Raw genomic sequence first — 21,093 nt, forward strand, 5'->3', positions numbered from 1 at the left:
CATTATGCGGCGGGCATTACCGCATCGGGCAAAGATGTCGAATGGGCTATGCCCGCCGATTGCCCCTTTTTCGCACCGGGTCAGATCAACCGCAAATTCGCGAGTTTCGCCACGGCTTGCGCGCGGTTGACGGCGTGCAGCTTGCGGCGGGCGTTGTCGACGTGGAAGCGGGCAGTCGATTCCGAAACCGACAAGATGACCGAAATCTCCCAATCGGTCTTGCCGTCGGCGACGAGCGCGATGCAGTCGCGTTCGCGCGGGGTCAACGGCGTTTCGCGGGGGCGTGCAGGCTGTCGAAAGGCCATCAACCGCTCGGTAAGCATCAGGCCCGCCAGCTGGATCTCCATCGCCTCCCGTGGGTCGAAATCCGCATGGTCGAAGCCGAGATGGAGCGAGGCGATCGCACCGTTGGCACCATAAGAGGTCGCGCAAAGCGCTTCGGAAATTCCGGCCTCGCCAAGCGCATCCCAATATGTGCGGTAGGCCGGGTCCTCATGCGGTGCAAAGTCGCTGAAGCGGTAGCGGGTATGGCCTTCGCGGATCGCGGCAATGAGCGGATTCTGGTCGAAACAGATATAGTTGTAAGCCGCGCTTCCCGGCCAGGCATCCGGCGCGACGCGGGTGATGACACCCCCGGCCGCGAAATGCGTTTCGGGCGTAAGTACCGAAGAGGGCCGATAGTAATGCCGCGTCTGGAGATAGCTCGCGCCCAGCGGCTTGAATGCGTCGAACAGGGCATCGCTCGCCGCCTTTGGCGTCGCCGCAGACAGGGCCTTTTCGGCGTGGGACATGATGCGTGCAAGCATCGGCAGTCTCCAGCAAGCTCGGCGATCATGCACGGATTTCACGTTTATTCAAGATTCGAAATCGTTCTGTTCCAGGATAGTCAACCTGTCGGATCCGGGAGGTGTCGCCCTCTCGCTCGTCGCGCCAGACTGTCGGCTTGACGCTGAGACTACGCACCGGCGCAGGGGATTCACATATTTGACAGGGAGATACCTGATGCAAATCGTATATGATTCTCACATCCGAGTGCCCGTCACCTGCCTTTCGGTGCGCCACGTGTTGATGCTGACCGTCGGCGGCGCGGCACTCGCCTTTGCCACGCCCGCGCTGGCGGGACCGACACCTGGATGCGTCAACGGCCCGGCTGCAGCTTCGACAGAATGCGGCACCGGATCGACCACGGGTCCGGGCACCAACGACACGGCAGTAGGTGCGGGTGCCGCCTCGGCTGGCGGTTTCGGTACTGCGGTTGGTTCGGCTGCGGTATCGTCGGGACTTGCGAGCACGGCGGTTGGGGCGTTCTCGACGGCATCGGACACATTCACTTCGGCATTCGGCGAACTTGCCATTGCCAGCGGCGCAAACAGCAGCGCGATCGGGTCGAACTCGACCGCTACAGGTGCAGGCGCCCAAGCGTTCGGCGTCCTCGCCTTTGCCAGCGGCACGAACAGCACCGCGACCGGTCTGGGTGCGAGCGCCACCGGAAATAATGGCACGGCGACGGGGACCAACGCGCGTGCTTCCGCTCTTAACTCCACGGCCAACGGGAACGACGCGCAAGCCACGGGCGTGGGCACTATCGCGATCGGCTTCAGTTCACGTTCCTCGACCCTTAACTCGGTCGCCATCGGGACGAGCGCCACGACGGCGACAGCCAATGCCGCCTCGCTGGGGACGGCAGTTGCAGTCGGCAATCTTGCCCGCGCAACCGATGAGGACGCCGTGGCGATCGGCGATCAGGCAAATGCCTCAGGCTTCCATTCGACCGCAGTCGGCGGCGAGTCGGTCGCCTCCGGGCGGGGCGCGCAGGCGTTCGGCTGGCAGGCACGCGCGACCGGCAACGTGAGCCTCGCAGCAGGGCATCAGGCCGTCGCCGGGGGGGCGAATGCCACTGCCGTCGGCAAGAACGCCAATGCTGCGTTCGACGGCTCGACCGCGCTCGGCTTTGGGGCGACGACCACGCGCGCCAACCAGGTTGTCCTCGGCAGCGCGGGCAGTTCGGTGACGATCGGCGATATCGCCGCCAGCACGGCGGCGCAGGTGGGTGTAACCGACGTCATGACGGTCGACAGCACTGGAACAGTTGGGCGCGATGCAACCATTCGTCCGGCGATTGCGGCGATTCAGGCGGTCAACACCGCGCAGGACACCAGACTGACGGCAGTTGAAGGCGTGAACGCTACGCAAAACACTGCGATAGCGGCGCTCCAGACCCTGACCACAACGCAAACCGGCCAGATTACGTCGCTGCAGACCCTTACCTCGACGCATACCAGCCAGATCGCAACGCTTCAGACCCAAACCGAAGCCAACCGCGTCGGCGTGCAAAAGGCGTATGAAGGCGTCGCGATGGCGCTGGCGATGCAGTCGCCCTCGCTGCCCGAAGGGACCAAGTTCGCGTTGTCGGGCGGGATCGGTTATTATAAGGACCGGACGGCCGCGACGACCGCGATCACCGCGCGGGTGGGCGCCAACGCCTCGGTCTCGGCGGGCATCGGCGTCGGCTTCAACAGCGGCGAAGTCGGCGCACGCGGCGGGTTCCAGATCGCGTGGTAAGCCGCGCCGCACGCCTGTTCGGGGCTGCGGCGTTGATGATTGCGGCCATACCGGTGCAGGCCCAACAGCCTGCACCGGCGACCCCGCCGCCCGCGTCCCCGCCCGCAATCTCGGCTGTACCGATCCCCGGCGAACTCGAAATCGTCAAGCTGGTGTGGACGACGATGGCGGCGGTCGATCACGCCAACCAATCGGGCAATTATTCGGTGCTGCGCGATCTGGCCTCGCCGAGTTTCCAGATCGCCAACGATCCGGCCAAGTTGACCCAGATTTTCGCGAGCCTGCGCGCGAGCGGTACGGATTTATCGAACACGCTGCTGCTTGCCCCGACGTACCGTAGTGTGCCGAAACTGGTGCAGCCCGGGGTGTTGTATGTGCAGGGATATTTCGGCCTGCGCCCCACCGCGATTACTTTCGAGCTCTATTATCAATGGGTGCAGGGCAAATGGCGGTTGCTGGGCGTGTCGATCGTGCCGAGCACGATGGGCAACGAACAGCCTGTAGCGGGAGTGCGGAAGTAGCCGCGAGCGGCCCCGCTCCAGTGGAGCGGGGCGCGCCTTAGCTCAGTAGCGGTAATGGTCCGGCTTGAACGGCCCGCTCGTGTTCACGCCGATATAGCCGGCCTGCTTCTCGCTGAGCTTGGTCAGCTTCACGCCGAGCTTTTCGAGGTGGAGCATCGCGACCTTTTCGTCGAGGTGCTTGGGCAAGACATAGACCTGGTTCTGGTAATTCTCGCTCTTGGTCCACAGCTCGATCTGCGCCAGCACCTGATTGGTGAAGCTGGCCGACATCACGAACGAGGGATGGCCGGTCGCGCAGCCGAGGTTCACCAGGCGACCCTTGGCGAGCACGATGATCTGCTTGCCGTCGGGAAACTCGACCAGGTCGGTGCCGGGCTTCACTTCGGTCCACTTGTAGTTGCTGAGCGCCGCAATCTGGATCTCGCTGTCGAAGTGGCCGATGTTGCAGACGATGGCGTTGGGACGCATCGCCTTCATGTGATCGGCCGTGATGACGTCGGCGTTGCCGGTCGCGGTGCAGAAGATGTCGGCGCGGGTCACGGCCTCTTCCATCGTCACGACTTCGAAGCCCTCCATCGCTGCCTGCAGCGCGCAGATCGGATCGACTTCAGTGACCATCACACGCGCGCCGCCGTTGCGGAGCGACTGGGCCGACCCCTTGCCGACATCGCCGAAGCCCGCGACGCAGGCGACCTTGCCGGCCAACATCACGTCGGTGGCACGACGGATGGCGTCGACCAGCGACTCTTTGCAGCCGTACAGGTTGTCGAACTTCGACTTGGTGACGCTGTCGTTGACGTTGATGGCGGGGAACGGCAGCTCGCCCTTCTTGGCGATTTCGTACAGGCGGTGGACGCCGGTGGTCGTTTCCTCCGACACGCCCTTCAGGTTCTTGACGGTTTCGGTCAGATAACCGGGGTATTTCGCGATGAACGCCTTGAGCGCACGCTGGAACTCGACTTCTTCTTCGTTCTCAGGCTCGCCGAGCGTGGCACCGGCCTCGAGCTTGGCACCCCAGAGCGCGAACATCGTGGCGTCACCGCCGTCGTCGAGGATGATATTGGCCGTGGTGCCGTCGGTGTCGGCGCCCCAGTTGAAAATATCGCCGACATAGTTCCAGTAATCGGCCAGGCTCTCGCCCTTCACCGCGAACACCGGGACGCCCGAGGCGGCGATGGCGGCAGCGGCATGGTCCTGCGTCGAGAAGATGTTGCACGTCGCCCAGCGGACGTCGGCACCGAGCGCAGTCAGCGTTTCGATTAGCACGGCAGTCTGGATCGTCATGTGCAGCGACCCGACAATGCGCGCGCCTTTCAGCGGCTGCGACACGCCAAATTCGTCGCGCAGCGCCATGAGGCCGGGCATTTCGGTTTCGGCGATCAGGATTTCGCGACGGCCGAAATCGGCAAGGTCGATGTCGGCAACGACATAATCGGTGCGGTCGAGAACAGTGGCCACGGCGGCAAACTCCGGTTTCAGGATTGGTTGCCGTGGCCCCTAGCTCGACGCCGGTGTTTCGTCAAATCGAATATAAAGACTTCTTTATATGTGACCTATCGGAGCGCTGCGATCTGGAGCGGCAGCGCCGGACAGGCCCCCTCGGGCAGGTCGGGCCGGACAGCAGCACGCTCTGCCAACGCGGTCAGTGCCGCCAGCGTCGGCGGCTCGTTCATTGCGGCCTCGGCAATCGACTGGAGCGAGTCGCAGCTAAGATCTTCGGCCCCCGCGCCGTAGCGATTGGCGACGCGGGTGATGTAGCGATCGAGGGCGTTCGCACCGCCGATTGCGGGCACGAAATGCCCCTTCAACCGCATATTCGCTTCGGTCAGCGCGGCCCGGTGGCGCACGACCATGGCGTTATACGTCGTGAGCAGCGCCGCGCTCTGGAACCGGCAGCGCAGGCCCGACACCATCAGCATCGTGTCGAAATCGCGGACCTTGGCGGCGGCCACTTCGCTTTGCGTCCAGCAGGCCGCGTTTACCGGTGTCGACACGAGCGCGAGCACCGCCCCCGCGACTGTCATCGCCTTTTTCATTTTCATTTCCCCTTTGCCCCTGTGGCGGAAGGGAGGGTCTCAACAGTCGGTTGCGCGTTCCTTGATCGTTACGGTTAATGACCTTGCATTCGATGTGGCGGCGGGCGATGCGGGCTGCCGCAATTCAGCTGAAGGAGCCTGACATGACCATCGCCGTTGGAGACAAAATCCCTGCCGCTACCCTGACCAAGGTCACCGCCGCCGGTCCCGAAGCCGTCTCGACCGCCGATTACTTCGCGGGCCGCAAGATCGCGCTGTTCTCGGTGCCGGGTGCCTATACGCCGACGTGTTCGGCCAAGCACCTGCCCGGTTTCGTCGAACAGGCCGACGCGCTGAAGGCCAAGGGTATCGACGAGATCGCCTGCACCGCCGTCAACGACGCGTTCGTGATGGGTGCCTGGGGCAAGGCCAACGGGGCCGACGCTGTGACCATGCTGGCCGACGGCAATGCGGAGTTCGTGACGGCGCTGGGCTTGACCATGGACGGCAGCAAGTTCGGCATGGGCACGCGCGGCCAGCGCTTCGCGATGGTCGTCAACGACGGCACGGTCGAGGCGCTTCATGTCGAGGCGGGCGGCGAATTCCGCGTGTCGAGCGCGGAGTATATGCTCGAACACATGTGAGGCGCGCCACCCCCTCCCGGTGTGGGAGGGGGTGCGACTTGCCCCCGTAACGACGGGCGTTTACATGCCTGCAATGACAGAACCGAAAACCGCACCGCAATCCGCACGCGAAATCGTCGCGCAACTCGACACCCTCTTCACCGCTGCGACCGCGCGGCTTCGTGCCGCGATCGAGGCCTATGTCGCGCATGGCACCCGCCCCGATCCCTCGGCACGTAGCGACGGCAGCTTCGCCTATCCGGAAATCCGCGTCACCTATGGCGGCGAAGACGAGAAGCGTCAGGTGCCGATGCGCTCGTTCGGGCGGCTGACCCAGCCCGGGCATTACGCGATTAGCGTGACCCGCCCTGCCCTGTTCGCGGATTATCTGACCGAACAGCTCGACCTGCTGATGATGGACTATGACGTCACGGTCGAAGTCGGGGCATCGGACCAGGAGATTCCCTTCCCCTATGTGCTCGATGCCGAGATGGAGCTGGGCGACATCACGCCGACCGAGCTCGCGCGGTGGTTTCCCGCGACCGAACTGGCGCATATCGGCGACGAAATCGCCGATGGCGTTTTCGACATGGGTGCGGAGGGTGCACGACCGCTCGCGCTGTTCGACGGGCTTCGCACCGATTTTTCGCTGGCGCGGCTGCGGCACTATACCGGCACGCCCGTCGAGGACGTCCAGCGCTATGTGCTGTTCACCAATTACCACCGTTATGTCGATGAATTCGCGCGCTGGGCCCTGAGCCAGCTGGGCGGGGACTCACCTTATACCCATTTGTCGGGCGCGGGCGGGATCAAGGTGACGCGCGACACACATGATGCCGAAAGCGTCATTGCGGGCGATGCGTGGCGGCGGCACCAGATGCCGGCGTGGCATTTGTGCGCACCCGACCGCAGCGGTATCACTCTGGTGAACATCGGCGTCGGGCCGAGCAATGCCAAGACGATTACCGACCATCTGGCGGTCGTGCGGCCTGAAGCCTGGCTGATGATCGGGCATTGCGGCGGCCTTCGCCCGTCGCAGCGCATCGGCGACTATGTGCTGGCCCATGCGTATCTGCGCGACGACCATGTCCTCGACGACGTCCTGCCGCCCGAAATTCCGGTTCCCGCGATTGCCGAGGTCCAGCAGGCGCTGGCGCGCGCGGCGGAGACAGTGTCGGGTGAGACCGGCGATGTGCTCAAACGGCGGCTTCGTACCGGAACGATCGTCACCACCGACGACCGCAACTGGGAATTGATGTTCTCGAAATCCGCGCTGCGCTTTTCACAGAGCCGCGCGGTCGGGATCGACATGGAATCGGCGACGATTGCCGCGCAAGGGTACCGGTTCCGTGTTCCCTATGGCACCTTGCTGTGTGTGTCGGACAAGCCGCTGCACGGCGAACTCAAGCTGCCGGGACAGGCGAACAAATTCTACGAACGCGCAATTGCCGAGCATATGAAGATCGGCATCGAGGCGTGCAACGAGCTCCGCCGCGAGGGCGGCAAGCTGCACAGCCGCAAGCTGCGCGCCTTCAACGAGCCGCCGTTCCGGTAGAACTCAGGCCGCCTCGGTGTAACGCTGGGCGCTGTTCCACAGCTTGGCCGCCTTGAACGAAGGCACGTTCATCTGCACGCCCTTCACTCGCTGCCCCGATAGACCGATGTTCTGGCCCGCAACATCGGGCAGGCCGGCGAGGGCCAGCAGATACTGCGAGACGCGGTGCCGCGTGCACAGCCCGCCATTGCCGTCGCTGACCAGCCGTTCGTCGAATTCGACGCCCTGCTGGTGCCCTTCGGAGCGGCGCACCGTCGCGATTGCCAGCTGGCCCTCGCCGAGGTCGATAACGAAGCGCGTGCCGACCGGAACATCGACCAATCCTTCCATCAGCGCACCGGAAACCGAGATATTGCGGATGACGATCTGGTAGCAGTGATCCTCGTGCACGGCCGTCGCCTTGCGATAGACCGACTGGCGGTCGTCGCGCTGGCGGGCGGGACCGACGGGTTCGATGACCCAGTCCCCGGCCTCCAGCATGCGGCGCACATCCTCGTCGGGCACGGCCTTGCTGTAGATAAAGCCCTGGATGTGACTGACATTGAGTTTGCGCATCAGCGCGAGCTGGTCGAGCGATTCGATACCTTCGGCCGTGGTGTCCATGTCGAGCGCCTCGGCCAGCGCCACAATGGCCGCGATGATCGCATCGTTGCGCGATCCGGGTTCGGTGGCGCCGCGTACGAAACTCTGGTCGATCTTGATCTTGTCGAACGGTGCTGTCCGCAGATAGCCGAGCGAGGAATAGCCGGTCCCGAAGTCGTCGAGCGCAAGGCGAACACCGACCTGTTTGAGCGCGCCGAACATGTCGTCGGTTTCGTCCGAATTGCTGAGGAAAACGCCCTCGGTGATTTCCAGTTCGAGGCGGCTCGCGGGAAGCCCCGAGGAGACAAGCGCCTGCTTCACGATGCCGGGCAATGCCTCGTTGGCGAACTGGATCGGCGAGACATTGACCGCGACACGCAGCTTGCCTGGCCATCTCGCCGCATCCTCGCAGGCCCGGCGCAGCGCAAATTCGCCGAGTTGTTCGATCAGATTGGCTTCTTCGGCAATCGGGATGAACAGCGCCGGCGATATCCAGCCGCGTTCAGGGTGGTTCCAGCGGATCAGCGCCTCGACCCCGGTCACACAATTGGTTTTGGCGCAGACGACCGGCTGGTAGTGCATGGCCATCTCGCCCTTGGTAACGGCGTCGCGCAAGTCCTCTTCCAGCACCCGCTTGTCTTCTGCGGAACGCAGGAAATCGCTGCTGAAGAAGCGGAACCGGCCGCGACCGCTGCCCTTGGCGGCATAGAGCGCCAGATCGGCGTTGCGGACGATTTCTTCGCTGGTCGATCCGTCATAGGGACTGACCGCGATTCCGACGGACGCGCCGATGACGCAGCGCGATCCCTCGACCGAATAGGGTTGCGACAGGCTGGAGATGATGTGTGCGGCCAGATCGCCGATCGCCCCGCGGTCCTCGCTGTCGGGCAGGATGATCTGGAATTCGTCGCCACCGAGGCGGCACACTTTTTCCTTGTCGCCGATGATCTTGAGCAACCGTTCGGCCACCTGTTTGAGCAGTGCGTCGCCTGCAGGATGGCCAAGCGTGTCATTGACCTGTTTGAAACGGTCCAGATCGATCAGCATGATCGAGCAGGAGCGGTTCTGGTGCGCGAATGCCTGGAGCGTGGATTCGAGAACCTGCCCCATATGGCGGCGGTTGGTCAGTCCGGTCAGCGCATCGTACATCGCCATCTGCGATGCCTGTTCAGTGGATCGGCGCTGTTCGGTGACATCGGTCCCGCTACCGCGAAAGCCGCAAAATTCCCCGCTTTTGTCGAACTGGGGGGAACCGGAGACTTCCCACCAGCGTTCTTCGTCCGCGTTCGCGGCGACCACGGCGAGCTTGCCGATCTTCGATCGCTTCGACAGGGCAAAGGCCAGAGTCCGGCGGTTGCCCGCGCTATCCTCTCCGTGCGAAAAGAGGTTCGAGAAGGACGTGCCGATCAACGACTCCGCTTCCGGCGACAGGACTTTCGAGATGCTTTCGGTCAAATAGGTAAGTTCGCCCGCAGCGTTCGTCGCCCAGAACCACCCCTGTCCCGATTCCTCGTGGTTCTTCAGGATGAGCAGGGCCTCGCTGTTGTTGTCGAGCACCACATGGGGTTGTGCGACAGCCTTGCGCCGTTCGAAACGGCTGCCGAGCGTGGCCAGCAAACGGCGCGCGGGGCCGTTGTCGCCAGCCTCGTCGCTCGCCGCACGCTCTTCTGCGCCAGACATGCCCATGAAATCCCGCTCGCCTTGGTCCCGTTCAACAGGGAGGCGTTACACAAGACACATTTCGGATACGTAAATAACCACCTGCCCGCTCTTAGCGGAAAAGGTCAGGCGGCCTCGTCTGCCGCTTCCTGCTTTTTGGCGTAGACGCGCACCGGCTCCTTGGTGCCCGCGACGACATCCTTGTCGATCATCACCTCGTCGACACCGTCCATGCTGGGCAGGTCGAACATCGTATCGAGCAAGATACCCTCAAGGATCGAGCGAAGGCCCCGCGCGCCGGTGCGACGCTCGGCGGCCTTTTTGGCGATGGCCATCAGGGCTTCATCGTTGAAACCCAGCTCGACGTCTTCCATGTCGAACAGCTTGCGATACTGCTTGACCAGCGCATTCTTCGGCTCGGTGAGGATCTTGACCAGCGCAGTCGTGTCCAAATCCTCGAGGGTCGCGATGACCGGCAGCCGACCGACAAATTCGGGGATCAGCCCGAACTTCAACAAATCCTCGGGCTCGCATTTTTGCAGGATCTCGCCCGTGCGCCGCTCGTCGGGCGCGGCGACGTGCGCACCGAAGCCGATGCTCTTGCCCTGCAAGCGGTCGCCGATGATCTTTTCGAGGCCCGAGAACGCGCCGCCGCAGATGAACAGGATGTTCGTCGTGTCGACCTGCAGGAACTCCTGCTGGGGGTGCTTGCGGCCGCCCTGCGGAGGAACGCTGGCAACCGTGCCTTCCATCATCTTGAGCAGCGCCTGCTGCACGCCCTCGCCCGACACGTCGCGGGTGATCGAGGGGTTCTCTGCCTTGCGGCTGATTTTGTCTATTTCGTCGATGTAGACGATGCCGCGCTGGGCACGCTCGACGTTGTAGTCGGACGCCTGCAACAGCTTCAGGATGATATTTTCAACATCCTCACCCACATAGCCGGCTTCGGTGAGCGTCGTTGCGTCAGCCATTGTGAATGGCACGTCGAGGATACGGGCGAGTGTCTGCGCAAGCAGGGTCTTGCCGCAGCCGGTGGGCCCGACGAGCAGGATGTTCGATTTGGCGAGCTCGACATCGGCACCTTTTGCGCCATGATTCAAACGTTTATAGTGATTATGCACCGCGACCGAGAGGACGCGCTTCGCCTTTTTCTGGCCGATGACATAATCGTCGAGAACGTCGCAGATTTCCTGCGGTGTCGGCACGCCGCCGTCCTTCTTGGCGACCAGCGCCGACTTCGTCTCCTCGCGGATGATGTCGTTGCACAGGTCGACGCACTCGTCGCAGATGAACACCGTCGGCCCGGCAATGAGCTTTCGCACCTCGTGCTGCGACTTGCCGCAGAAGGAGCAATAGAGCGTGCTCTTCGAGTCGCTGCCGCTGAGTTTCGTCATCAAATCTAATCCTGCTGCCGCGCGTCGCGCGCGGCTTTGGTCACATTACCGTCAAGAAACTAACGGGCAATGCCGAATATCGCGTTACGCCTCCTCGACCGGGGCCGGACGCTTGTCCATCACCTCGTCGATCAGGCCGAAAGCCTTGGCTTCGTCGGCTTCGAGGAAATTGTCGCGGTCCATCGCCCGCTCGATCTCTTCGACGGTCTTGCCGGTGTATTTGGCATAGAGCGTGTTGAGCCGGTGGCGCATCCGCAAAATCTCTTTCGCCTGGATTTCGATGTCCGAGGCCATGCCCTGCGCGCCGCCCGAGGGCTGGTGGATCATGATGCGGCTGTTCGTCAGCGCCACGCGCTTGCCCGGCTGTCCGGCGGCAAGGAGGAACGACCCCATCGACGCGGCCTGACCGATGCACACGGTTCCGACTTCGGGGCGGATGTAGTTCATCGTATCATGGATCGCGAGACCCGCCGTCACGACGCCGCCCGGCGAGTTGATGTACATGTAGATGTCCTTCTTCGGATTTTCCGATTCGAGGAACAGCAGCTGGGCGGTGATGACCGAGGCCATATGGTCCTCGACCCCGCCGGTGATGAAGATGATGCGTTCGCGCAGCAGGCGCGAATAAATGTCGAAGCTGCGTTCGCCGCGCGTCGACTGTTCGATAACGATGGGGACGAGGCCGCCGATGATGTCGGCGTGGTCGGGCGTGCTCATGCGAATATTTGTCCTTGATCCTTTTGCCGCGCCCTATTTCGGCGGTCATGCCAGCCGGTTCAAGTGGGGATTAGATTTGGCTGCTTTACCGAGGCACCTAAACCAAATCGAGCATCCGCGCTTTGATCGAGGCGTCGGTACGGTTGGCGGCACCCAGGTGCACCAGCAACTGGCTCAGGTGCGTCTTGACCGTAGAGGGCGCGAGGTCGAGCGCGCGGGCGATTTCCTTGTTCGATTGGCCCTGTGCCATCAGCCGCAGTACCTGCATCTGCCGGTCGGTCAGCCGTTCGGCGAGACGGGCGACATCGTCGCGGATCGCGGTGACCGAACCATCGTCGATGCGTGCCGAGGCGATCTCGGCAAGGCGCGGCGGCAGGTAGCGCCCTCCGGCGAGGATCAGGCGCATCGCGGCGTCGATGATCGAGCCGCTCGCGGTCTTGGGCGCGAACCCGGCGACGCCGCGGTCGAGCAGGTCGAGCAGCAGCGCGTCGTCCTCGGTCCCCGTCACGACCAGCAGCTTCGCATCCGGCGCGGCGCGGATGACACCGTCGATGCCCGCCAGCGGCCCGCTGCCCGGCATGATGAGGTCGCACAGGATCAGGTCGTATCGCGTCGCCGCTGCCATCGCCCACGCACTCGGGAAATCTCCCGCGACATCGACGGTCGCCCCGGGCCAGCCCATGCGGACGGTGCCCGCCAGTGCTTCGCGGACCAGCGCGTGGTCGTCGCAGATCAGGCAGGACTTCATGATGTCGTCTCCTTGGTGGCGCCCGCCACCGGGAATTCGAGGAAAAACGCCGAGCCACCCAACCAGCGCGGGTCGAGCCCCGCCGTGCCGTGCATCAAAATGGCGATGCGCCGAACGGATGACAGGCCGAGGCCGAACCCGCTTTTCACCGCCGCGCGCGAATCCGACCCGCGATAATAATCGTCGAAGATGCGCCCTGCATCGACGCGCGCGATGCCGCTGCCGTCGTCGATGACCCAGATGCGGATGCGGTCGCCCGAGGCTCGCGCACCGATGACGATCCGCTTTGCGCCGCTGTGTTCGATGGCATTGCTGACGAGATTGCCGAGCGCGCGTTCGAACAGCACCTTGTCGAGCCGCAACTGCGCGCGCGATTTGACGAGGCGAATGTCGATCCCGGCCGAGCCCGCGGCCGGGCCGAACTGCGCAGCAATCCGGCCCATTGCTGCCCCCACCGAAAACCGAGCAAAATGCGGATCGACGGCATCGGCCTCCAGCCGCAAATGGTTGAGCATATGCGACAGCAACTGGTCGGCTGAAGCAAACGCCTTACGCACGCCGTCCGCCGCGCGGTTGCGCTGGTCGGGGTCAGGCGCGCGCAGCGTCTGGTCGAAGAACAGGCTGGCCGCTTGCAACGGCTGGCCAAGGTCGTGCGATGCGGCGGCGATGAACCGAGTCTTGGCATCGCGTTCCTCGGCGACGTCGGCCAGCGCGCGTTCCAGCCGCCGCGCCGCCGCATCGCTTTCAAGCCGCGCGGCGACTGTTGCATCGGTCGCGTTGCGAGCGATGCTGCAGAACACGAACTGGATGAGCCCGAACACCCCGGCAAAAGCGGCAAACGCCCATTCGGTCGCGCCGCCCGCCATCACGAACCACAGCACCAGCGATCCGCTCGTCGCGACGACGCCGATCCGGTTCACCGCCACATTTTCAGGTGTGCAGATGATCTGGCACGGTGAATTGCACATCAGCAATGCGGCCAGCATGAAACGCAGCGCCTGCGGGCAATAGGGCAGAAACGCCCAGATCGCCCACACGGCAAGGGTGTGCGACCCGATGACCAGAAATTGCGCGGCCCGGCTCCATACCCGTACGCTTTCGGCGGCGTCGGGCCGGCGGATCGCCATCACGATCAGGATGATTGCCCAGCTCGCCCAGAACAACGCCACGCACACCGCCCATGGCAGCAGGCGCGCAGGCGGGACATAAGGGATGATGAACGTCCCGACGACAAAGCCGACCAGCCCGAACGCGACGAAGGTCAACGTCCCCGCGAGCAATAGCGGGCGCAGCGGATGGCGCACGGCATAGTCCGCCGCGTCCACAGGAAGCATTGCTGCCCCGGTCGTTTTGCCCTCGGTCATCTCGGCACCCGAAATGCGCCCCGCCGCTGCCTTACGTCAACGACGGGCATGGCCTCCCCCATTTGGGGGAAGGGAAATGCGCCGCCTTCCCCCATCTGGCCGATGGCGGACTGCCCATCGGGGCCGCTAGCCTTGGGGCATAAAACAATCCGGGTTCGCAGAAGCAGAGTTCAGTCGGTGCGTAGCGTCGACGTCAAACCGGATGCGGCAAAGTGGCGCGCACCCCGATCATGAAAGGAATGAGGTATGACAGCAGTAAATGTAACAGATCGCGCAGTCGCCGATCTGCCGCCAGCGTTAAAGACTGCGCTGGCTTCGGTCCAACTTCCGGAAGTCCAGTCGATGCTTAAAAAGCTGGCGGACTATAACCTCGGCATCTGCATGCCGCATATGCACTGCGAACAAACCGGCGCGTTTCAGGTTTTGCCTGATGGAATATTGCAGGTCGAAGCCGGACTTGAGGTGACATTCGAGACCAGAGAGAGTCTGCGCGAACGTCTGGATACCATGGTGCCGGTCGCATGGGCGTGGCGCGACGGCCTGAGCGCAATGAGCATGTGTTATTCCTATTGCGAGCGCGAAACCGAAGACGACGGCAGCCCGGGAATGCACAAAATCAAGCATCGGCGCGAAGACTGAGGACTAACGGCACATCGTCAGCCGGTAGCGGCACACCAGATCAGAAATCGGACAGGGGAAGCACCCATGAAACGCACCAAATCCATTCTGCTGGCCGCAACCGCGCTGGCAATGTTCACCGCCCCGCAATTGGCGAATGCCCAAACCGTGGCGTCCGGTGTTACCTTCATCGCGCCGCCCGCCACACCTTCGGCGAACCGTGACATGTTCCCCGACAGCTACATCACCGTAACCGGTATCACTGCCGACGGTAGCACCGTGCTTGCCGACCCCTCGACGCCCTCCAACAGCCCAAACGCGCTTATCACTAATCAAGCTCGCAATATCTGGGTATGGGACAACGGAATACCGCGGACGATTGCCATCAATCGCCCGACACTTGCCAATGGCGAGGTGTCCGGGTTTTATTTTTCGAACCGGATAAGCGGTGACGGCAAAACCATTACGGGGCGTTTTGTGAATGCCTTTCCGGGGACAAGCCAGCGGCCCGCTGTCATTCGACCAGTTTACTGGACGCAAGCGACCGGCATCAATTATTTCCCTGATATTTCGGCGACTGAAATTGCGCTCGGCAACGCTTATGTAAACACGAACGGCAGCTATTTCGCAGTCACCAGCCGCCTGTTTCCATACTTGTCCGATGGCACGCCTAATCCACTGCGCCTGACCACGCCGGGCAAGGTCTTCCGCTATAGCCCGACAGATGGCTATCTCAGCGTGGGCAGCCTTGGCGCGACCATCAACATGGTGGCCACCGGCATCAGCGGCGCGGGTAATGTGATTTTTGGAACTGCCCACGATCTCTCGGCTGCAAATATCGATGTGAATGGCAACCCGATCAGCCTTGGCGGATTTCGCTGGGATAGCTCGGCGGGCCTCAGTCGCCTGCCCGATCTGTCGGCTGCACCACTTGGTGGCACACTGGCAACCTATTCCGAGGCAGGCGGCATCAGTCGCGATGGCTCGACGATTGTCGGGCTATCACGCGGCAGCGACGGGCGGTTTCAGGCCACCTACTGGCGCAGCGATGGCATCCATGCACTGGGTTATCTCCCCGGTCTGGCATCGCCCACCACAACCGATATTGCCGCGACAGGCGTGACAACCGCTTTGCGCGCCAGTGCCGACGGATCAATCATTGTGGGCAGTGCCATTGGCGGCAGTGGCGGTTTGGCGTGGCGCTGGACGGCAGCTGAGGGGATGCAAAACCTCAATCTGCTTGCATCCAATGCTGGCCTCAATCTCAATGGTTTTGTCCTGAACGATGCTCTGGGAATTTCCGATAGTGGTCAGTACATTACCGGGTCAGCACGTAAGGGCGCGCTGGATGCCTTTGGAACGCCAGCGGAACAGCAGGGCTACGTCCTCTCCATCGCCGCGGCGCCGGTGGTAGGCCTGAACTTCCTTGCCGCACCTGCGGGCAGCGACGCCGGGACGAACACCTCGGTACGCGGCATTACGGCAGACGGGACGCAGGTGTCGGGCAGCAACCTGAATATCCCGGTCGTCTGGCGAAACGGTGTGCCCGTCAGTTTCAGTCCGGGCTTCCTCTACATCAACGAGCGGATTAGCGGGAACGGGCTGGCAATGTCCGGTTTCAATCCGGATAGCCCCGACCGAAATGCCATCGTCTGGACGGCGGGGACCGGTGCGTTTCTGATCGCCAATCGTTCGGCGCGGGAGATCGCGACGGGGTCAGCGGCCATAGATTCAACTGGCACCTATTTTGCCGTGAACACCGGCACGTACGACCCGGGATCGACGGCCATAAACCGCATTCGCTCTGCGTATCGCTACACAATGGCCGGTGGGTATCAGAGCATCGGCAGCTTTGGCGCGACATGGGGGATGCAAGGAAACGGCATCAGCGGCGACGGCAGCATAATCGTGGGCGAAGCCGACGATTTAAGCATTCCCCAGCCGCTGGATTTTACCGGCGTACCCGCCGGACAACCGGGCATCGCCCTGCCTGTTTTCGATAGGGCGGCTTTCCGGTGGAGCGAAACCGGCGGCATGAGCCGTCTGGTGGATTTGTCCGCAGCTCCGGTCGGGGGAACCGTACGGAGCCACTCCATCGCCAGCGGCATCAGCCGGGACGGCACGACGATCGTGGGTGAATCGCGGGGTAGCACGGGCCAAGTGCAAGCGGTGTACTGGCGCGGTAGTGCGATAAACAGCCTCGGCTTCTTGCCCGGTGTGGCTGCACCGACCGGCACTGGTACCAACGCAGCGGGGGCGACACATGCGCTTGCTGCCAATCTCGACGGGTCGGTCATCGTCGGACGCGCATCGACGGCGACACTGGACCGCGCGTGGCGCTGGACGGCGTCGGGCGGAATGCAAGACCTGAACGTGTTTGCGGCCAATGCAGGTATCAATCTGGGCGGCTACGTCCTGACCGATGCGGTGGGTCTGTCAGACAACGGGGAAGTCGTCACCGGCAACTCGACCGACGGCACCCAGTTTCGTGGCTATGTGTTCCAGATCGCGCGCGTCGCGGCACCCACCACGCTCAGCACCACGGCGCGCCTGATCGTCACGCTGACTCTGCCGGGTGTCACGCAGACCTCGATTGTCAACCAGACCTTCTCGACGCAGGTTGATGCTAGGCTCAACGGCACAACCGTGTTCACGCGCACGGTGGGCGATCAGATCGCCGGCAGCCTTGGCGTCACCGCGCTGGCCGATGCGCGCACATCGTTGCAGCAGACCAGCGGCCTGCGCCGGGTGGTGATTGGCGCGCCGGTGCTGATCTCCAACACCACCACCGTGCAAAGCAGCACCAGCAACACGGTCAACGTCGCCTCCGGCACGCAGGTCACGACGGCCGCAGTGGTCACCAATGGCCCTGCCACGGTCGCAACGGGCGACCTCGGCATCTGCGCCCGGGCGGCGAGTGATGGCATCAATCCGACCGGCTGCTCGCTGCCCGGGACGCCAGTGACGGTGAACGCCAATGTGATCAACACCAACACCTTCACCAACACGATCAATTCGGTGACGCCGACGACCACGACCACGGTCAACCAGCTGGTCAGCGCCAAGTGGCAGGTCAGCGCGACGGCGGGCAACCAGTTCGGCACGGTGCATGCGCTGGTCGGGCCGGTGGCGTTCGAGCGCGGCGACCGGTTGATCGGGCAGTTGATCGATATGGGCGGCGCGGGCGGTGCGGCACCCGTTACCCGCGCGGCGGTCGGCGGCAGCGGGCTGACCATGTTCGGCGGATACTTTGGCAATTGGGCCAGCATCGATGCGGACAGCCGCGTGCCCGTTGCCAGTGTGCGCGGTAACACCGATGGGTTCGTGCTGGGGCTGGAGAAGACGCTCGGTGACGCGCGGATCGGCGTGGCGGTCGATCATGGCACGTCCGACTACACCGTCCGCGATGCGACCTGTCCCGAGGCGCTGTCGATGAAGCACGCGCAAGTGGGGCTGTTCGCCAACTGGAAGAGCGGTGGCTTCAGCCTCGACGGGGCGGCGGCCTATGGCTTCGGCACGGTGCGAACGACCCTGACCACGCCGACAACCCCCGCCACCGCCACCCGCGATGTGCGGAGCTGGTCGGTCGGTGCACAGGCGGGATACGGGTTCGATGTTGATGCGACGCGCGTGACATTGGTCGCGGGCGTACGGCACACCTCGGCCAAGCTGGATGCCTTCACCGAAACCGGCGGCCCGACGCCGCTATCGGGCCTGTCCAAGACCGTGACCCGCACGCGCCTCTATGGCGGCGTCGAAGTCGCGACGCGCCTCGACCTCGGCGGCGTGACCATCACCCCCCGCGTCCACGCCCGTGCGGCGAGCGACAGCGGCGACGCGAGCGGGGTTGCCGATCTCGTCTTCGTCAGCGCGCCGAACGGTCCCGTCATGCAGGCGGTCGGCCCCGGCGTGGGACGCACGGTCGCCGAACTCGGCGGCTCGCTCGACGCTGCCGTCGGCGGGAATGTGCACCTGTGGGCGGGCTATGACGGCAGTTTCCGCAGCGGCGCACGCAGCCATGCTGCGAAGGCCGGGGTAACGGTCGCCTTCTAGGCGTCCGCCACCGGTGCCGGATATTGGAGGTAGGCCAGCCGCCGCACTTCGCGCCGCCCACGCACGACAGTGTCGAGGATGAGTCCGGCGAAGAAATTGAGGAAAGCCAGAATCATCAGGCCGGTGGCGAGGATGGCGGTCGGGAAGCGCGGCACCTGACCTGTTTCCAGATAGGTCATGACGAGCGGGATCGACAGGAACACCGCCATCAGCGCGAAAACGAACCCGGCAAAGCCGAAGAACGCCAGCGGGCGTTCGAACCGCGCGAGCATTGCGATCGTTTTCAGGATGCGCCAGCCGTCGCTGTAGGTGCTGAGCTTCGACACCGACCCCTCGGGCCGCGCGGCGTAAGCGGTGACCACCTCGGCGGTCGGCATTTTGAGTTCGAGCGCATGGACGCTGATTTCTGTTTCGATTTCGAAGCCCGCCGAGAGCACCGGGAAGCTTTTAACAAATCGTCGCGAGAACACGCGGTAACCCGATAAAATATCGGTGAAACTCCGCCCGAAGACTTGGGTCAACATGCCGGTGAGGAGCTTGTTGCCGAGACGGTGTCCGCGCCGATACGCTTCCTCGACTTCGGACTTGCGCGCGCCGACGACCATGTCGAGCTGTTCGTCGACCAGCCGGGCGACCAGCGCGGGTGCAGCGGCGGCCTCATAGGTCGCGTCGCCATCGGCCATGACGTACACATCGGCGTCGATATCGGCGAACATGCGGCGCACGACATTGCCCTTGCCCTGCATCCGTTCGGTGCGGACGATGGCTCCGGCGGCGCGGGCGACTTCGACGGTGCGGTCCGACGAATTATTGTCGTAAACGTAGATCGTTGCGGTCGGCAGCGCGGCGCGAAAGCCCGCGACCGTCTGCACGATCGCGGCTTCCTCGTTATAGCAGGGGAGCAGGACGGCGATTTTCATAGGGTGCGCCCCCTAGCGCCGTCCGGTTAAGATCAAGCCTTCTTTTTGGCCGGAGCCTTTTTTGCGGGCTTTTCAGCAGGCGCCGCTTCGGCCCCCTCGACTTCGCTCGGGACAGACTTGGGCGCTGCTGCCTTCTTGGCCTTGGCTGCGGGCTTCGGCTCTGCCTCGACCGGTGCCGATTCCTCGGCTTTCGCCTTCTTGGGTGCGGCAGCTTTCTTCGCCTTGGCAGGCTTTTCGTCGATATGGTCGTGTCCGCAGCCCGGGCCGTGGACATGGCCTTCCTCGGTCTCGATCAGCGCTTCGAGCTCAGCCTTGGTCGACGCGCGGTCGGTGATTTCGGCCTTCGAGAACAAATAATCGACAACCTTGTCTTCGTACATCGGCGCGCGGAGCTGGGCCTGTGCCATCGGCTCGTTGCGGAGATATTCGACGAAGCGCTCGCGGTCCTTCGGGTCGTACTGCTGCGCGGCCTGGTTGACGAGCATGTTCATCTCGTTCTGGCTGATCTCCACCCCGCCCGCCTGGCCGATTTCGGACAGCAAAAGGCCCAGACGCACGCGGCGCTCGGCGATGCGGCGGTAATCGTCGCGGTCCTTCTCCATCTCGGCGCGCGCGGCGGCGGGATCGGCCTCGTGTCCCGCTTCATGTTCGAGCTGCTGCCAGATCTGGCCGAACTCGGCCTCGACCATCGACGGCGGCACGTCGAAGCTGTGCGTTTCCGACAGATGGTCGAGCAGCTTGCGCTTCATATAGGTGCGGGTCAGCCCGTTGAGTTCCTGTTCGACCTGTCCCTTGAACAAACCGCGCAATTGCTCGAGGCTTTCGAGACCGAGCGTCTTGGCGAACGCATCGTCGGCGGTCGCGGCCTTCGCCGTCTGCACCTTCTTGATGACGAGATCGAACGTCGCGGGCTTTCCGGCGAGATAGGCGGCGTTGTAATCTTCGGGGAAGGTCACCGAAATCTGCTTCTCGTCACCGGCTTTCACGCCGACAAGCTGGTCCTCGAAGCCGGGGATGAGACGCCCCGTGCCGATCTCGACCGACATGTCTTCGCCCTTGCCGCCGTCGAAGGGCTCGCCGTCGACCTTGCCGAGATAGTCCATCGTGACGAGGTCGCCGGTCGCGGCCTTGTGCTTGGCGGGCGCGTCCTCGAACGACTTCTGCTGGGCGACCAGCGCGTTGACCTGCTCGTCGATTGCCGCTTCGTCGGGCTCGACGGTCAGGCGGTCGAGCTTGATCCCCTCGATATTGGGCGTCGGAACGTCTGGCAGGATTTCCAGCGCGACCTTGATCTCGGCATCCTTGCCGGGCTCATAGCCGTCGGTCAGTTCGACCGAAGGCTGCATCGCGGGGCGGAACTTGTTGTCCGCAACCAGCTTCGAAACGCCGTCCTGGATCGCCGAATTGAGCGCATCCTGCTGGAGCGCGGGCCCGTGCATCTTGCGGATCAGGTTCGCGGGCACCTTGCCGGGGCGAAAGCCGGGCATCCGCATTTGCGGCGCGACTTTCTTGACCTCGGCTTCGACCATCGCCTCGATATCCTTGGCGGGGATGGTGAGCATGAAGGCGCGCTTGAGGCCCTCGTTCAGCGTTTCGGCAATCTGCATGGTCAAACAGCAATCCAGTTAGATTTTTGGCGTTTCCAGGTGCGGCGGGCTCTGGTGCGGGCGAAGGGACTCGAACCCCCACATCTTGCGATGGCAGGACCTAAACCTGCTGCGTCTACCAGTTCCGCCACGCCCGCACGGAAGCGCCGACAAGG

General features: G+C 63.6%; 16 protein-coding genes and 1 tRNA gene. 6 read left to right on the top strand and 11 right to left on the bottom strand.

The genetic code is table 11. The features are described 5' to 3' along the window. Window positions 1–80: 80 nt before the first annotated feature. A complete protein-coding gene (locus tag M0209_RS05275) occupies window positions 81–806 on the bottom strand; it encodes a LuxR C-terminal-related transcriptional regulator (RefSeq protein ID WP_258887244.1) in 726 nt (241 codons plus the stop codon). Window positions 807–1,002: 196 nt separating this feature from the next. Here M0209_RS05275 and M0209_RS05280 point away from each other — a divergent pair, with 196 nt between their 5' ends. Both M0209_RS05280 and M0209_RS05285 read left to right on the top strand, forming a co-directional pair. Then, window positions 1,003–2,562 (top strand): YadA-like family protein, encoded by a 1,560-nt coding sequence (locus M0209_RS05280; protein ID WP_258887245.1) that lies wholly within the window; start codon window positions 1,003–1,005, stop codon window positions 2,560–2,562. Continuing rightward, on the top strand, window positions 2,556–3,083 hold the full coding sequence (locus tag M0209_RS05285; protein ID WP_258887246.1) for a hypothetical protein: 528 nt from the start codon (window positions 2,556–2,558) through the stop codon (window positions 3,081–3,083). Before M0209_RS05280 ends, M0209_RS05285 begins: the two co-directional genes overlap by 7 nt. 42 nt (window positions 3,084–3,125) lie before the next feature. Here the strand turns inward: M0209_RS05285 and ahcY are convergent, their stop codons facing one another. Together ahcY and M0209_RS05295 are read right to left on the bottom strand one after the other, a co-directional pair. Continuing rightward, window positions 3,126–4,541, bottom strand: coding sequence for an adenosylhomocysteinase (gene ahcY / locus M0209_RS05290; protein ID WP_258887247.1), 1,416 nt, complete (start codon window positions 4,539–4,541; stop codon window positions 3,126–3,128). Window positions 4,542–4,636: 95 nt separating this feature from the next. Continuing rightward, window positions 4,637–5,119: a hypothetical protein gene (locus M0209_RS05295; protein WP_258887248.1), complete on the bottom strand. Its 483-nt coding sequence runs from the start codon at window positions 5,117–5,119 to the stop codon at window positions 4,637–4,639. A 143-nt stretch (window positions 5,120–5,262) separates the two neighbouring features. On the opposite strand from M0209_RS05295, the gene M0209_RS05300 reads away from it, so the two are divergent. After that, window positions 5,263–5,742 (top strand): peroxiredoxin, encoded by a 480-nt coding sequence (locus M0209_RS05300; protein WP_258887249.1) that lies wholly within the window; start codon window positions 5,263–5,265, stop codon window positions 5,740–5,742. Next, window positions 5,681–7,276, top strand: coding sequence for an AMP nucleosidase (locus M0209_RS05305; protein WP_408988183.1), 1,596 nt, complete (start codon window positions 5,681–5,683; stop codon window positions 7,274–7,276). The genes M0209_RS05300 and M0209_RS05305 overlap by 62 nt, the downstream gene beginning before the upstream one ends. 3 nt (window positions 7,277–7,279) lie before the next feature. On the opposite strand, the gene M0209_RS05310 is transcribed toward M0209_RS05305, so the two are convergent. The 5 genes from M0209_RS05310 to M0209_RS05330 all read right to left on the bottom strand — a co-directional run bounded on the left by M0209_RS05310 (window position 7,280) and on the right by M0209_RS05330 (window position 13,740). After that, complete coding sequence (locus tag M0209_RS05310) at window positions 7,280–9,538, bottom strand: EAL domain-containing protein (RefSeq protein ID WP_258887251.1); 2,259 nt, start codon at window positions 9,536–9,538, stop codon at window positions 7,280–7,282. 104 nt (window positions 9,539–9,642) lie between these two features. Then, window positions 9,643–10,911, bottom strand: a complete 1,269-nt coding sequence (gene clpX, locus M0209_RS05315) for an ATP-dependent Clp protease ATP-binding subunit ClpX (protein WP_258887252.1) — start codon at window positions 10,909–10,911, stop codon at window positions 9,643–9,645. Between the two features lie 84 nt (window positions 10,912–10,995). Beyond that, the gene (gene clpP, locus M0209_RS05320) at window positions 10,996–11,628 is read right to left on the bottom strand and encodes an ATP-dependent Clp endopeptidase proteolytic subunit ClpP (RefSeq protein WP_258887253.1); all 633 of its coding nucleotides are present in this window, start codon (window positions 11,626–11,628) and stop codon (window positions 10,996–10,998) included. A gap of 97 nt (window positions 11,629–11,725) precedes the next feature. Then, window positions 11,726–12,376 carry a response regulator transcription factor gene (locus tag M0209_RS05325; RefSeq protein ID WP_258887254.1) on the bottom strand — a complete coding sequence of 217 codons (651 nt, stop codon included), beginning with the start codon at window positions 12,374–12,376 and terminating at the stop codon, window positions 11,726–11,728. Further along, entirely contained in the window at window positions 12,373–13,740 is a 1,368-nt protein-coding gene (locus M0209_RS05330) for a sensor histidine kinase KdpD (protein WP_258887255.1), read from the bottom strand. Before M0209_RS05330 ends, M0209_RS05325 begins: the two co-directional genes overlap by 4 nt. 246 nt (window positions 13,741–13,986) lie before the next feature. Here M0209_RS05330 and M0209_RS05335 point away from each other — a divergent pair, with 246 nt between their 5' ends. After that, window positions 13,987–14,379: a hypothetical protein gene (locus tag M0209_RS05335; protein WP_258887256.1), complete on the top strand. Its 393-nt coding sequence runs from the start codon at window positions 13,987–13,989 to the stop codon at window positions 14,377–14,379. Between the two features lie 66 nt (window positions 14,380–14,445). Continuing rightward, a complete protein-coding gene (locus tag M0209_RS05340) occupies window positions 14,446–18,411 on the top strand; it encodes an autotransporter domain-containing protein (protein ID WP_258887257.1) in 3,966 nt (1,321 codons plus the stop codon). Here the strand turns inward: M0209_RS05340 and M0209_RS05345 are convergent. The 3 genes from M0209_RS05345 to M0209_RS05355 form a co-directional block, all read right to left on the bottom strand. Then, entirely contained in the window at window positions 18,408–19,331 is a 924-nt protein-coding gene (locus M0209_RS05345; protein WP_258887258.1) for a glycosyltransferase family 2 protein, read from the bottom strand. The genes M0209_RS05340 and M0209_RS05345 overlap by 4 nt on opposite strands. A 32-nt stretch (window positions 19,332–19,363) precedes the next feature. After that, complete coding sequence (gene tig / locus M0209_RS05350) at window positions 19,364–20,938, bottom strand: trigger factor (protein WP_258887259.1); 1,575 nt, start codon at window positions 20,936–20,938, stop codon at window positions 19,364–19,366. A 52-nt stretch (window positions 20,939–20,990) separates the two neighbouring features. Next, window positions 20,991–21,075 (bottom strand) — tRNA-Leu (locus M0209_RS05355). Window positions 21,076–21,093 lie beyond the last annotated feature (18 nt).

It is taken from the genome of Sphingomonas sp. SUN039 (assembly GCF_024758725.1).
Classification (GTDB): domain Bacteria; phylum Pseudomonadota; class Alphaproteobacteria; order Sphingomonadales; family Sphingomonadaceae; genus Sphingomonas_O.

What these genes read in the sequence shown, in the direction of transcription:
- M0209_RS05275 (WP_258887244.1), bottom strand. Translation starts at nt 806, where the DNA reads ATGCTTGCACGCATCATGTCCCACGCCGAAAAGGCCCTGTCTGCGGCG.
- M0209_RS05280 (WP_258887245.1), top strand. Translation starts at nt 1,003, where the DNA reads ATGCAAATCGTATATGATTCTCACATCCGAGTGCCCGTCACCTGCCTT.
- M0209_RS05295 (WP_258887248.1), bottom strand. Translation starts at nt 5,119, where the DNA reads ATGAAAAAGGCGATGACAGTCGCGGGGGCGGTGCTCGCGCTCGTGTCG.
- M0209_RS05300 (WP_258887249.1), top strand. Translation starts at nt 5,263, where the DNA reads ATGACCATCGCCGTTGGAGACAAAATCCCTGCCGCTACCCTGACCAAG.
- M0209_RS05305 (WP_408988183.1), top strand. Translation starts at nt 5,681, where the DNA reads ATGTCGAGGCGGGCGGCGAATTCCGCGTGTCGAGCGCGGAGTATATGC.
- M0209_RS05310 (WP_258887251.1), bottom strand. Translation starts at nt 9,538, where the DNA reads ATGTCTGGCGCAGAAGAGCGTGCGGCGAGCGACGAGGCTGGCGACAAC.
- clpX (WP_258887252.1), bottom strand. Translation starts at nt 10,911, where the DNA reads ATGACGAAACTCAGCGGCAGCGACTCGAAGAGCACGCTCTATTGCTCC.
- clpP (WP_258887253.1), bottom strand. Translation starts at nt 11,628, where the DNA reads ATGAGCACGCCCGACCACGCCGACATCATCGGCGGCCTCGTCCCCATC.
- M0209_RS05325 (WP_258887254.1), bottom strand. Translation starts at nt 12,376, where the DNA reads ATGAAGTCCTGCCTGATCTGCGACGACCACGCGCTGGTCCGCGAAGCA.
- M0209_RS05330 (WP_258887255.1), bottom strand. Translation starts at nt 13,740, where the DNA reads ATGACCGAGGGCAAAACGACCGGGGCAGCAATGCTTCCTGTGGACGCG.
- M0209_RS05335 (WP_258887256.1), top strand. Translation starts at nt 13,987, where the DNA reads ATGACAGCAGTAAATGTAACAGATCGCGCAGTCGCCGATCTGCCGCCA.
- M0209_RS05340 (WP_258887257.1), top strand. Translation starts at nt 14,446, where the DNA reads ATGAAACGCACCAAATCCATTCTGCTGGCCGCAACCGCGCTGGCAATG.
- M0209_RS05345 (WP_258887258.1), bottom strand. Translation starts at nt 19,331, where the DNA reads ATGAAAATCGCCGTCCTGCTCCCCTGCTATAACGAGGAAGCCGCGATC.
- tig (WP_258887259.1), bottom strand. Translation starts at nt 20,938, where the DNA reads ATGCAGATTGCCGAAACGCTGAACGAGGGCCTCAAGCGCGCCTTCATG.